General features: G+C 43.2%; 13 protein-coding genes. 2 read left to right on the top strand and 11 right to left on the bottom strand.

The window, feature by feature from the left end; genetic code table 11:
• From MKY52_RS09915 to MKY52_RS09900, 4 genes are all read right to left on the bottom strand, one after another.
• Nucleotides 1-684, bottom strand: a complete 684-nt coding sequence (locus MKY52_RS09915; RefSeq protein WP_341051148.1) for a response regulator transcription factor — start codon at nucleotides 682-684, stop codon at nucleotides 1-3.
• Between the two features lie 71 nt (nucleotides 685-755).
• Nucleotides 756-1745 carry a sensor domain-containing diguanylate cyclase gene (locus tag MKY52_RS09910; RefSeq protein ID WP_341051147.1) on the bottom strand — a complete coding sequence of 330 codons (990 nt, stop codon included), beginning with the start codon at nucleotides 1743-1745 and terminating at the stop codon, nucleotides 756-758.
• Nucleotides 1746-1785: 40 nt separating this feature from the next.
• On the bottom strand, nucleotides 1786-2580 hold the full coding sequence (locus tag MKY52_RS09905) for an alpha/beta fold hydrolase (RefSeq protein WP_341051146.1): 795 nt from the start codon (nucleotides 2578-2580) through the stop codon (nucleotides 1786-1788).
• Nucleotides 2581-2700: 120 nt separating this feature from the next.
• Nucleotides 2701-3462, bottom strand: coding sequence for an SDR family oxidoreductase (locus MKY52_RS09900; RefSeq protein ID WP_341051145.1), 762 nt, complete (start codon nucleotides 3460-3462; stop codon nucleotides 2701-2703).
• A gap of 203 nt (nucleotides 3463-3665) precedes the next feature.
• Between MKY52_RS09900 and MKY52_RS09895 the strand changes: the two genes are divergently transcribed.
• The gene (locus MKY52_RS09895) at nucleotides 3666-4295 is read left to right on the top strand and encodes a TetR/AcrR family transcriptional regulator (RefSeq protein ID WP_341051144.1); all 630 of its coding nucleotides are present in this window, start codon (nucleotides 3666-3668) and stop codon (nucleotides 4293-4295) included.
• A 207-nt stretch (nucleotides 4296-4502) separates the two neighbouring features.
• Here MKY52_RS09895 and MKY52_RS09890 read toward each other — a convergent pair whose 3' ends face one another.
• Nucleotides 4503-5258 (bottom strand): class I SAM-dependent methyltransferase, encoded by a 756-nt coding sequence (locus MKY52_RS09890; RefSeq protein WP_341051142.1) that lies wholly within the window; start codon nucleotides 5256-5258, stop codon nucleotides 4503-4505.
• Between the two features lie 14 nt (nucleotides 5259-5272).
• Complete coding sequence (locus MKY52_RS09885) at nucleotides 5273-5815, bottom strand: hypothetical protein (protein WP_042192886.1); 543 nt, start codon at nucleotides 5813-5815, stop codon at nucleotides 5273-5275.
• 95 nt (nucleotides 5816-5910) lie between these two features.
• Here MKY52_RS09885 and MKY52_RS09880 point away from each other — a divergent pair, with 95 nt between their 5' ends.
• Nucleotides 5911-6825, top strand: coding sequence for a phosphatidate cytidylyltransferase (locus MKY52_RS09880; RefSeq protein ID WP_042192888.1), 915 nt, complete (start codon nucleotides 5911-5913; stop codon nucleotides 6823-6825).
• 117 nt (nucleotides 6826-6942) lie between these two features.
• On the opposite strand, the gene MKY52_RS09875 is transcribed toward MKY52_RS09880, so the two are convergent.
• The 5 genes from MKY52_RS09875 to MKY52_RS09855 all read right to left on the bottom strand — a co-directional run bounded on the left by MKY52_RS09875 (nucleotide 6943) and on the right by MKY52_RS09855 (nucleotide 12092).
• Nucleotides 6943-7689 (bottom strand): uracil-DNA glycosylase family protein, encoded by a 747-nt coding sequence (locus MKY52_RS09875; protein WP_341051140.1) that lies wholly within the window; start codon nucleotides 7687-7689, stop codon nucleotides 6943-6945.
• A gap of 20 nt (nucleotides 7690-7709) precedes the next feature.
• Complete coding sequence (locus tag MKY52_RS09870; RefSeq protein WP_341051138.1) at nucleotides 7710-8933, bottom strand: amidohydrolase; 1224 nt, start codon at nucleotides 8931-8933, stop codon at nucleotides 7710-7712.
• Between the two features lie 110 nt (nucleotides 8934-9043).
• Entirely contained in the window at nucleotides 9044-10681 is a 1638-nt protein-coding gene (locus MKY52_RS09865) for a methyl-accepting chemotaxis protein (protein WP_341051137.1), read from the bottom strand.
• 44 nt (nucleotides 10682-10725) lie between these two features.
• A complete protein-coding gene (locus MKY52_RS09860) occupies nucleotides 10726-11490 on the bottom strand; it encodes a polysaccharide deacetylase family protein (RefSeq protein ID WP_341051134.1) in 765 nt (254 codons plus the stop codon).
• Nucleotides 11490-12092 carry a YkoP family protein gene (locus tag MKY52_RS09855; protein WP_042192898.1) on the bottom strand — a complete coding sequence of 201 codons (603 nt, stop codon included), beginning with the start codon at nucleotides 12090-12092 and terminating at the stop codon, nucleotides 11490-11492. The genes MKY52_RS09860 and MKY52_RS09855 overlap by 1 nt, the downstream gene beginning before the upstream one ends.
• Nucleotides 12093-12098 lie beyond the last annotated feature (6 nt).

Below are 12098 nucleotides of genomic sequence, written 5' to 3'. Positions count from 1 at the left end.
TTATTTCACCGCCCACGTATATCCAATTCCATACACCGTTTGAATATACCGAGGATCTGCTGGTACTTCCTCCAACTTATTGCGCAGGCGGCTAATCGTAACGGACAATGCATTCTCATCCACGTATTCTGTACCATCCGTCCAGATCTTATCAATTAATGTGGCGCGTGGAACTGTAATCCCCTTATTTAAGACAAGCAGACGCAACAGCTTCTGCTCCGTCTTACTTAGAACGACATGCTGTCCTTTATTCGTGAATTCCATCTCATCAAAGTTAAAGCTGAAATCATCAATCCGCAGGACAGATGTGGCGCCCTTGTCCGAAGCCGCTCTGCGCAAAAGCGCCGCTACTCGCGCCCGTAGAATCATGAGGCTAAAAGGCTTGGTCATATAATCATCCGCACCTAGCTCAAACCCCGTCACTACGTCAATCTCCATATCATTAGCAGTTAACATTAAGACGGGAACAGCGGAAGTCTTGCGAATTTCTCCGCACCATTCAGCACCATTACCATCAGGAAGATTAATATCCAAAATAATCAAATCAATTTCATGGCTGACAAGAAATTGATCGGCTTGTTTAATTGTGAAGGCTTGTAGAAAGCTAAGAGACTCCTGCCTTAAAGAGAGGACAATACCGTTATTCAATGCGATGTCGTCTTCTACGATTAAGATATTGGGCATAGTTCATACCCCCTTTCATAACTTCAATATTACACAGCATAACTATTATTGTAATAAAAAAAAGCCTCCTGTTAAAGAAGCTTTTCATTCAAATCTATGCTATGCGTGACGCGGTTCCTCCCATGCTCTTTAGAGGCATAGAGCGCTTGATCAGCTTTTTGCAGTAGGGTGGTTTCTGAATCGGTTGGAATAAACGTAGCTATACCCATACTCACCGTAATCTGGCCCATTTCCCATGTTGAATATGCGATAGATTGCCGTAAATTCTCGGCTATGATCTTTGATTCCGAGATATCTGTATTTGGTAAAAGAAGTACAAATTCCTCACCGCCATATCTAGCCGCAATATCCTCTTCACGAGATTGCAATTTCAAGATACTCGCCAATTTCTCCAGTACATAGTCACCTGTCTGATGCCCATAGGTGTCGTTCACTTTTTTAAAATGATCAATATCTATAATACACAGCGAAAATGCTGCTTGAACTTGGCCATACCCTGCAATCTGCTCTTCCAGCTTCTCTTGAAGAAACCTTCTATTCTTCAGCCCAGTCAGCTTATCTGTATTAGATAATTCTACTAAAACGGCATTCATTTCCATCAGCTCAGCTTGCTTTTGCTCGATTTCCAGGTGAATTTGTTTGAGCTTTGCCAGCGCCTGATCTTTTTCCCAATAAGCCTCTTCTATTTGCTTCTTCGCAGATCGTAACTCTAGCTCATAATCAATACGTTTGCCCATCTGTACCAGAATACAATCAATGATCTCCACACCTTCACACTCAAGGCGTCTGCCATTTAACAAGTAAGGGACGGCTTGTCCCTTGCTGTCCTTCAAATTGATAAATAGCTCTTCTACATGTCCATTCAGATTGATAAAAGGATAGAAGTATGAATGAAAAATAAGCTTGTTTGCCGTAGACATGATAGATTCAAAATGCTTATGCACCAAATCAACCTGCTTATACCCCATACGGTCCAAGAACGTCTGATTTACATCCTTGATTATTCCTTCATGGGTAATAGAAACATAGCCACAAGGTGCATATCTTAATCGGTCATCCATGATCTAAATATCCTTTCAACACAGCATAATCTCATCTAGCTTACGTAAGATATTCATTAATTAAAGTGATGGTCTCCTCAGGATGGCTTATATGCGGGTAATGCCCTTTAGCCTCCATTAACCGGAAGGTGCTATTATTCAAGTGTTTATGTAGATATTCTCCAGCCGCTATAGGTACGATACTGTCATCCGAGCATTGTAGAATAAGTGTAGGGATTGTAGCCTTAGGTAGATCTTCCCTATGATCTGAAAAGAACGTAACTTCTGCAAATTCCCTTGCAATAACAGGATCTGCCGAGATAAAGCTGCGCTCCAGCTCTTTCGTTAACATCGGGTCAGGGTTGTTCATAGCAAGAGGTGCCATAAAGCTAGCCCAGCCAGCGAAATTCATCTCCATCATCTCCAGAAGCTCAGTAATATCGCTCTTCTCGAAGCCTCCGAAATAAGTATCCCCCTCATTTAAATAACATGAAGAAGGACCAATCATAATCATTTTATCAAAATAATCCGGCCGCTCAATCGAAGCAAGCATCCCGATCATAGAACTAATCGAATGACCTATAAAAATAATATCTTTGAGTTCCAACGTTTCGATGACATCCAATACATCCTGTACATAGCCGTGGAGCGTATGATATTTATCTGTTGTATATGCACTTAAATCTGAGTTACCTGAACCTACATAATCAAATAGAACGATTCGATATTTCTTCTCAAAAGAAGGCGTGATAAACTGCCACATGCTCTGGTCACACCCAAATCCATGTGCAAAAAGGATGGTTCTTTCTCCTTCTCCAATCACTTTCACATGATTCCGCGCCTTAACATCGTTCATTTCATATAACTCCCTCTATAGTTAGCATTCTCTCTATTTTGAAGGGTTAACCTGGAAATATCAAGAGCATAAAAAACTCCGCTAGAGTAATCTCTAGCGGAGTTTTTATGATATCTAATTTTAGAATGCTGAAGTCCATCCCGCATCGGCAGCGAGGACTGCTCCGTTTACAAAACTGGAATCATCTGAAGCCAGGAATAACGCAACTTGTGCGATTTCTTCAGGTGAACCTACACGAGGAATTACAGCCTGTGTTAGTTGAGTGCGGCTCATGCCGAACTCATTAATATTTTTCATAGAAGCACTAATGTTAGTGGCAGTAGCTCCTGGTGCGATGGCATTACAACGAATGCCTTTGTTGGCATACATAAAAGCTGTATTTTTCGTCAAGCCTACTACTGCATGTTTGGAGGCAGTATAAGTTGCTCCAGCATGAGCACCACTTACGCCACCGGTAGAAGCGGTATTCACAATAACGCCCTTTCCTTTTTCGAGGAAAATAGGTAGCGCTTTACGTGTAGACCGCATTACACTTTTGGTATTGATGTCAAAGATAAGATCCCATCTCTCATCATTAATATCACCAACTGGCTCAAAGCCGTCCATAATACCCGCATTATTCACTAGTATATCTAGCGTTCCATATTCATTTACTGCGGTATCAATCATGTTATTGATATCTTCGACTAGAGCAACATTTACTTCCAACGCCTTAGCTACTCCACCACTACTAACGATTCCTGCTGCGACTTGTTCCGCACCTTCGAGGTTAAGATCGGCTACTATTACTTTAGCACCTTCTTTAGCGTACAACTCTGCAATAGATTTCCCCATACCCGAGGCTGCTCCGGTAACAACTGCAACTCTGTCTTGAAGTTTCATGTTGGAAGTCTCCTTTACGTTTATCTATAATGTAAGTATTAATTTATAAAATCTCTAAATCACTTAAAATTTATTCTACTCAAGTTTAATCTTCTGCAATTTAACTATCAATATACAAATGAGACATCAAATGTTCATAAATAAATATAACTTGGAATTGTGTTGAAATAGGAATAGAAAATAGACAGTTAGGTGGTCTTCTGTTGCTTAAAAATCGAAGAACGAGTAAATCGAAGAAAGAACTAAAAAATGCATTGATATTACTCATGGAAAAAAAGAATTTCCGCACCATTACGATAACCGATATTGTGACCCTTGCCGATTTAAACCGTGGAACCTTCTATAAGCATTATCAAACCAAAGAAGAACTTCTGAATGAGCTGATTGATGATGTGCTGGAGGATTTAATTAAGGCTTATAAAGATCCTTATCTCCATACCGATAAATTCATGGTGAGTGAGCTTACCACCTCTAGCATCAAAATTTTTGAGCATGTCGTTTCCTACTCTAATTTTTATACCATCATTGTAAATTCCAATGTTCTGCCTGGGTTTCAAAATAAGATTTGTGACATCTTAAAGGAGCTAACCAAGCAGGACTTAGTCGCGGTTAATAATACTAATAACAATATAAATATCGAATTATTTTCTAGCTATACGGCCTATGCTCTATTTGGATTAATCATGGAATGGGTAAAGGGAGGGTTCAAATATACTGCGAACCATATGGCAGAGCAGCTGATTCAAATTCTGTCTTTTAATTCACACAATGTAGTTATCAACACTTCTAATAAACCGATTCAGTTGGGTTCCACCCCAGTGAATAGAAACTAGATTACTTCTAACAACCTCCAGAACGGCAGTCTCATTTATGCTGAAGATAGATACATCGTTGAACAACATAAAGGAAAAATTTACGCCAAAAGCACGGTGGGCGAATCCACCACCTTTTACGTTCATCTTTCGTAACTAAAAGTAAAAAAAGACTCAATCCCTGTTATCACTAGGATTTGAGTCTTTTTAATATGCTGATTTCATTGACTATACTTCGCCCCAATAGACCTCGGTCTCATATTCAAAAAACACTTTATCATCCTGTTTATTTCGTTCAAATAGGTTCCTCAGCTCCGTCATCATATTCTCGTAACGTGGATCTCCGGGGGCCGGAATGTAGGAAGATGATCTCGCCCGTCCGCTTAATCCCTCGAAATCAAATACCTGCTGATTGCTAAAGTGCGCTACTTGCATCTGCCCTGCCTTAAAAAAGGAGCTAAGGATTTCAGGGGTAACATTCTTATGATTAACTTGAGTGTAGTCGGTGCCGAAGGTTTGCACGAGCTGCTCATATTCCTCCAGAAATGGGGTACCGTAAGTACGCCGAGAATTCCATATCAGAACTGCCTTTCCACCCGGTTTAAGAATCCGCTTGAATTCCAATTGCGCTGCATCCCTATCAAACCAGTGAAACGCCTGGGCACACACGATAAAGTCTACAGACTGGTCTGGCAATTCTGTCTTCTCGGCAGACCCAGGCAATGCGCGGAAATGGTTATCCTTTGCGAACTTCTCCTCCGCAGCTGTACGCATTTCCGGATTTGGTTCAACGGCAGTCACGCGACACCCGCGCTCCAGAAGCAGTGCTGAGAATATTCCTGTTCCTGCGCCAATATCCGCAATATCACAATTCGATTTTAGCCCAATCGTATTGTATAAATAATCAATGGCTTCTTTAGGATAACTCGGGCGATATTTCACATACGAATCTACCCGATTTGAGAACCGTTCTTTGTTATTCATCCAAATACTCTCCCTTAGCTTTTAGGTTCGTACTCACTTAATTTGCCTTGATAGATCAGCTTCAGCCGATCGCTTTGCCGAAAATCATCCGGCGTTACGAGCGCAGGCAGCTTGTTCCATAGCTTAATGCCGGACCTCTCCAGAATTTCCGCTACAAATTGTGAGCAGAAATAAGAGTTGCTGAATTCAACAGGTTCCTTCAGAGCGATACCAATCACGCCGAGAATATTATAGAGATACTTTTGCCGGCTTCGGATAAAGACTTTGAGTACCCGCTCCATTTTCTCCACTTCACGGGCTGTAACTTGAAGTTCATATAGAACACACGTCGTATTTGGATATTTGCTGAACGTGCCTGTCTTAATATCCTCCTTCACGAATCCTCCGTTTAGAGGGTTGCTCGGGTGCTTTCTGCCAAAGCTATATAACTCGGAAAGCTCCCGATTAAAGGAGATCGAGGCATGATTATAAGGAGCTCTCGTGTAGCCTTGAATAAGCTTCGTAAAGAGCGTTCCGGTATTCGTAAGCAAGATAAAGACCGATGGATCATCTGCCATTTACAATTTTCCCCTTATCAAGATTGAACGTTTCCTTCATAATAACATATGAACCCATTAATGGAATCTACTCTACGACAAGTTGGTGATTAGCTATCGACCGCTCTCTATTAACGGTAATCCTGATTTTTGCGGCCTTATCGGCCATTCACTTGATGTATGTAGTTATAGGCAAATTACAGCCCAGTAAAGATTATACAGGGATCGGCTTCCGCATCAAAACCTGGTGGGGAATGCTTTTTATCTTTTGCTTGGCTACTCTCTTTAATCCAGTCGTCTCACTATTGGCACTCATGGTGCTGACCTTCTTCGCACTCAAGGAATATTTCTCCATGATAAAGTCACGAAAATCCGACCGCAGACTATTTCTGTGGGCGTACTTATCCATTCCTCTACAGTTCTACTGGATTTATATCGAATGGTACGGGATGTTTATTGTGTTTATTCCAGTCTATGTATTCTTACTCCTACCGCTACCTAGGCTCATTAATAAAGGGACAGTTGGCTTCCTGCGTAGTGTTAGTTCAACCCAGTGGGGATTAATGCTGATGGTTTTCGGACTTAGTCACTTAGCTTATTTTCAATTTGCTACACCGGAGTATGGAGCGGGGCTTGTATTATTCCTAGTAGTGCTGACACAGCTGAATGATGTGGTCCACTATCTCGCATCCCTCTATATGGGAAAGCGCAAAGTGGTCCCAACCGCCAACCCGTATTTGACCTGGGAAGGTTTTGCCTGTGCGTTTGTCGTAACAACCGGGGTCTCCTATTTGATCTATCCCTACCTGACGCCGCTTAACCCGATCTTCGGTTTCCTGTCAGGCATGCTAATCAGTTTGAGCGGCTTCTTGGGTAGTTTAACGGTTTCCGTGCTGAAGCGAGATTTGCTCATCGGTGATGGCGATAAATTCGTAGCTTTAAAAGAAAGCTATTTAAGCCGTGTGGATAGCTTGACCTACACCTCGCCGGTCTTTTTCCATGTCATCCGTTATTTCTTCGATTTCATGTAAATTAGTTTTCTACAACGATTTTGGTCGCTTGGCCGATAGGTTCTCCACTGCCTTGCCCCTTAGAATTAATCGTATCTTAACGTGAGGTTCAGGAAAAATGTCGCAATAGATAGCCGTTCAGGCGTTCCATAGATGATCTTGGAGCGTCTTTGTCATGTTCTCTTGCTGGCTGGCAAACTGCTTAAATCTATGTCCGTTCGCTCCAGAAGGATGAGGAAATCCCCATAAACAGCGGTGATCATCGAGATTACCCTCAGATGCCAAAATCTGGAGCATTCCCTCCACCGTTTTTCCTAAAGGAATAATTAAAGCTTGGCTCAGGATGCCCAACTCCTGCTCTAACGACAATAGCGCACATTCTCTAAGGAACGGATCTGAACGTAGCTTAGGATGTGCCCCATTATAATTTTTCTTCTCTACGAATACAGGAAAACGCAATAAAGAGGTGGTATGCAGGTTCGTTTGCTGCTTCTGAAACAATTGGTCACAAGAGGTAAGGTTCAAGTACTGATGAAGCCCAAGTGTATCTAGCATGTGAATTAACGTACTCCTCATGGAGCCTGCGAATCTCGCCGCTTCTTTTGCTTTTCTGCATACCTCTTCATCTGAAAGCCCGGCTTTCAACCCAATAACTGCTTCTTGTATGGCTATTCTCATTTGTGTAAAACCGGGTGTTAGTCCGATAATAATCACCTTTGCAGATGGATTAATGTATTCATTGTGCGGTGCATAGTACATTTCAAGCTTCCCGCTTCGCTTCATTAGAAGCTCATCCACCTGCAGATCATCTTTCGATAGCGCGGTTCCCTTCGGAAGAGAGAGCATCGCTGCTTTATACTGTTGTAAATGGTTAGAGATGAGCATGTCATCCACCTCTTATGTCCCTATAATGATCCACTCACGAGACGCCCTTCGAACCATACCGCTTGACGGTCCGCTCTTCTTGCTACTGCTTCGGCCGAGCAGCTGGCATGCAGCAGCACAAAGCTTGCCGTGTCTCCTACTTTTGGCCATACCTGTTCACCTTTTAGATTAAGAGGCGTTATCCCTCCTGTTATGAATCTAAGGGATTGCGATAATGACCGTTCATCACTACACCCATATAACTCTGCGTACCGTCCCGCCTTCTCCAATTGATCTCCATTTCCAAAAGGAGACCAGTGATCCGTAAGGCTGTCTGTTGCCAGTTTCACTTGTACACCTTGGCTGTGCAGCATCGGTAGTGGCATCATCATTCTTCCAATAGGTACTGTGGATGCAATACCCATACCAAGTGATGCCATCCGTGTAGCCATTTCTTCTGCTTCCTGCTGCGATGCACCTGCGAACCAGAATGCGTGACTAACGGTTACCTTGCCCTGTAAGCCAGCTTCTTTTGTGAGATCAGCCAAACGCGACAGCGTCTGCTTTCCTGCTTCTTTTCCATCATGTAAGTGAAGATCAATGCCAGCATTATTCATTACCGCTAGCTCGACCATGGTCTGGAGTGACTTCTCGATATCTCCATCCACTGAGTATGGATCGACACCACCTACATAGGTTGCCCCCTCTGCCAGGGATTGCTTTACTAATTCAACAGAATTAGAGCGAAGCAGACCATGCTGCGGAAAGGCTACAATTTCAGATGAAATTGTACCGGAGAAGGTATCCAATGCTTGCAGGGTTGCCTCTAAACGCTTCAGACCGCTGACAGGCTCAATATTACAATGACTACGCACATGTGTGGCACCGAAACGCTGTATAAGCGTCAAGATGCTCTCCGCTTGTTGTCTCGCCATAGGCAGCAGCTTAGGCAATAATACCTTCTCTTCCTCAATGCGTTCGAAGACACCGGCAGCAGGCTTTACCGCTTTCCATGGTCCAGCGAAATATGTTTTATCTAAATGGATATGCGCCTCCTCAAAAGAAGGAAGCATCAATAACCCCTTGCAGTCATATTTAGGTAGATGACTCCGAAGCTCTACGTCCGCTCCAACCACTTCTGAAATCTTATCCCCGTCAATTCGGATATGATAAACCTTCGTATCCGTACCAACCACTTGTCCATCCTCAATAACATAACCCTGCTCTAATCTTATATTGGTTAACCAGTAAGAAGCATTCAACATGCTACCCCATCCTTTTCTCAACGATTTAATATAGGTGCGAACCACTTTATCCTAAATGGTACCATAGCCCTTCCTATATAAAAAATGTTTGAAAGGTTTTTAGCATAAGACTATATCGTAAATATCCCAACTTCTAACTTTAAAAATACAGATAACTCGCTGAGTTCTCTAAGTTTGGTCGTCATCTCATCGATAGTCGCAAGTTGCTCCTCCGTGGAAGCCGCTACTTCCTGTGAGGACGATGCCGACTGATCAATGAGCTGCGAAGATTGCACTAGAGCCTTCAATGATTGATGTGACATTGTAGACAACTCACCAAATATGCCTTGAATGCGCAGCGTGCTTTGGGTTGTTAGATCAACCTTCTGAACGATTTCCTCCAGAGATTGTTGCCCTTGTAATACTAAATCATTCTGTTGATTGACCACTTGTTGACTCGATTCCATCGTTCTGACCGCTGCATTCGTATCCGCTTGAATTGCGCCAACAAGCTCGGCAATCTGCTCGGCTGCTCTTTCGGAACCTTCAGCAAGCTTACGGATCTCTCCTGCAACTACTGCAAAACCTTTCCCTTGCTCTCCAGCGCGGGCCGCTTCAATGGCTGCATTTAGCGCGAGTAGATTCGTCTGACTAGCCAATTCGGAAATCACGTTAATGATCTCACCGATTTGGCTGGATCGGCTGTTCAGCTGTGCAATGGTTTCTGTTGAGCGCTCAATGGAACTAACCATAGTTTCCAAGTGATCTACAGATGCCCGGTTTGCACGCTGGCCAGTTTGCACCGCTTTTATTAAATGATTGGAATCGTGAACTGTCTTTACCGTTTCCTGCATAATTTCCTCAGAGATTTCCCCTGTCCGTTCCATCATCGTGAGTACTTGCCGCACATGTTCTGCTTGCTCCGTCGACCTCACAGCCATATCCGTAATAATCGTGGTTATTTGCTTGGATGTCTCATTTGTCTGCTCTGCTGAAACTTGAAGTATTTCTGCATTTTCATTCAGATGATTGGCCTGTGAAGTGACATTCCCGACGATGGCCCGAATGTTATCCAGAAACTGATTCATGGAATACGCCAACATCCCAATCTCATCATTACGCTTCATGTCCAGCTTCTTAGTCAGATCGCCTCCGTGTTCAACAAGCTCCATTACATGCTCATTGATTCTTCGCAGCGGTCGTACAATAAGTCGGGTTAAGATAATGAAGAGTAAGACAATAAAAATAATCAAAGCGATAACAAAACCGCCAATAATTAAAAATTGGTTGTTCATCATTGGCTCCAAGATCTGTTCTACAGACATCACCAGCACTAGCTTGTAATCTGTATCGCCGATCCTTGTAAAAGCATAAACATTCTTCGAGTCCTCCGTACCACTAGTTCCCGTAGATTCTGCTATGACCTGACCAACCTTTTGCAACTGTATGTCCGGTTCATCAAATATAGCTTTACCTATATCGTGCTTAGGGTTCTGGCTTGCTACATATCGACCAGCTTTATCTATGACAAAATAATAACCTGCATCCTCCTCACTCATTTCAGCCAAGCTCTTCTCGAAATCATTCGACAATCGACTATTCAGTTTAGTAGAAGTAAGCTCCACCTTATAGTTAAGCTTTTGTTCAACTTCATGACTGAGAATTTCATTAAACTTAGAAAATGTGTACATACATAGACCTGCAAAAATTAACACCATGTATACTACAGAAACGGTCATAACGATGGTTCGAACGGTTTTCTTCTTCAATGTCTGAATTCCCTTCCAATCTAGTGACATCATGTCATCCATAGCTACAGATTAATCTGACCGTGATGTTTGACGCAGGACCTAGCTTCTCCAATGCAACTAGCTTCCTTGTTCAGTAGCTCATCCACTCGCTGGCTCTTCAGCCCCCTTCTAGAAATCTCCTTTAAGACCTCTTCCAGTCCGGTGATCATGTTCAGCGGTGCTTCTCGATCTGCCCCCGGTGTATCACCATTGTCGTGCAGAACGATGATAGAACCGGGTTTTATCTTTTTCAATAAGTCATGCTTTATTTGGGCTGCGCTAACAGACGCCTTCCAGTCTCCCACCATTACAGACCACAACACTACCCGATAAGAACGTCTAAGAAAGACAAGATCACCTAAATTAAGGAGCCCCCATGGTGGTCGATACAAGATAGGCCGCTCTCCTGTAATCCGCTCGACAATATCAGCTGTTCGATCTACTTGCTTCCGTCTATTCGTCCATGGAGAGTAAATCCAGTTAGGCGTATGTGTATAATTATGAATGCCGATCTGATGTCCTTCACGGTGCATTCGCTGGATTAAATCCGGGAATTGCTCAGCCCTTTTGCCTAATACGAAAAAAGTTGCCTTAACGTCATGTTCATGCAGCAAGTCCAATAATTCAGGGGTATAGCATGGATCTGGTCCGTCATCGAAAGTAAAGGCAACTTCCTTCGCGGCATTTCCTCTGGATACAACTCCCCATCCCAATATTCGAGTAATCACAAACGGAACAATCATATAAAGAATAATCGCATCTATAGCTAAAATAAGGAGCGTCCACATTAGGAAACCGCCTCTTTCCTTCGAGGAGCAAACCGCGCTTTCAAAGACTGCTTACTAAGCACGAGCATCTTAGGAGACAACTTCTCCGTGCTGTCCTCAACGCGATGTTTCCCCTCCGGATGCAGCATCCGAAGTAAGAACCGAAGATAGATTCCGAACCATCGCCGCTGCCATTTGGACTTGATAGGATGCTGCTCAAACCCTATTCCATGAATGATCCCCCGGTGAAGTAGCGTAATCCCCGTTAGCGCCTGCACTTTGCTTAGTTCTGGATTGCTATCTAGTTCACGACTAATCTCCTTCATGGCCTCGCGAAGCATACGTGCAGTTCGAATTCCGGCCCGATCAGCGCCCAGGGTACGCGTAAGCTGCACTACCTGACGATTATCCAGATGAAGCTCCCCCACCCAATCTCCGGGAAGAATCTGATGTCCATCTTGGCAGACTATACTTTCACCGTGATACTTTAACACGACCAATTTACATATCCCGTATCTCCACACGGACTGGCTGCGGAATTTGGTGACAATAGCAAATAGGTTCTCCCACATCATCCAAAGAGATTGCGAGAATAATTTTATAAATGAAACTGAGGCTACCATTAATCT

The organism is Paenibacillus sp. FSL P4-0184 (genome assembly GCF_038004625.1).
In the GTDB taxonomy this organism is placed as follows: Bacteria; Bacillota; Bacilli; order Paenibacillales; family Paenibacillaceae; genus Paenibacillus_AQ.
This window is presented reverse-complemented; position numbering and strand designations above follow the sequence as displayed.

Coding starts and splice junctions, on each gene's coding strand:
- MKY52_RS09905 (WP_341051146.1), bottom strand. CDS start 2,580: ATGAACGATGTTAAGGCGCGGAATCATGTGAAAGTGATTGGAGAAGGA.
- MKY52_RS09885 (WP_042192886.1), bottom strand. CDS start 5,815: ATGGCAGATGATCCATCGGTCTTTATCTTGCTTACGAATACCGGAACG.
- MKY52_RS09855 (WP_042192898.1), bottom strand. CDS start 12,092: ATGGTAGCCTCAGTTTCATTTATAAAATTATTCTCGCAATCTCTTTGG.
- MKY52_RS09870 (WP_341051138.1), bottom strand. CDS start 8,933: ATGTTGAATGCTTCTTACTGGTTAACCAATATAAGATTAGAGCAGGGT.
- MKY52_RS09900 (WP_341051145.1), bottom strand. CDS start 3,462: ATGAAACTTCAAGACAGAGTTGCAGTTGTTACCGGAGCAGCCTCGGGT.
- MKY52_RS09910 (WP_341051147.1), bottom strand. CDS start 1,745: ATGGATGACCGATTAAGATATGCACCTTGTGGCTATGTTTCTATTACC.
- MKY52_RS09875 (WP_341051140.1), bottom strand. CDS start 7,689: ATGCTCATCTCTAACCATTTACAACAGTATAAAGCAGCGATGCTCTCT.
- MKY52_RS09915 (WP_341051148.1), bottom strand. CDS start 684: ATGCCCAATATCTTAATCGTAGAAGACGACATCGCATTGAATAACGGT.
- MKY52_RS09890 (WP_341051142.1), bottom strand. CDS start 5,258: ATGAATAACAAAGAACGGTTCTCAAATCGGGTAGATTCGTATGTGAAA.
- MKY52_RS09860 (WP_341051134.1), bottom strand. CDS start 11,490: ATGTGGACGCTCCTTATTTTAGCTATAGATGCGATTATTCTTTATATG.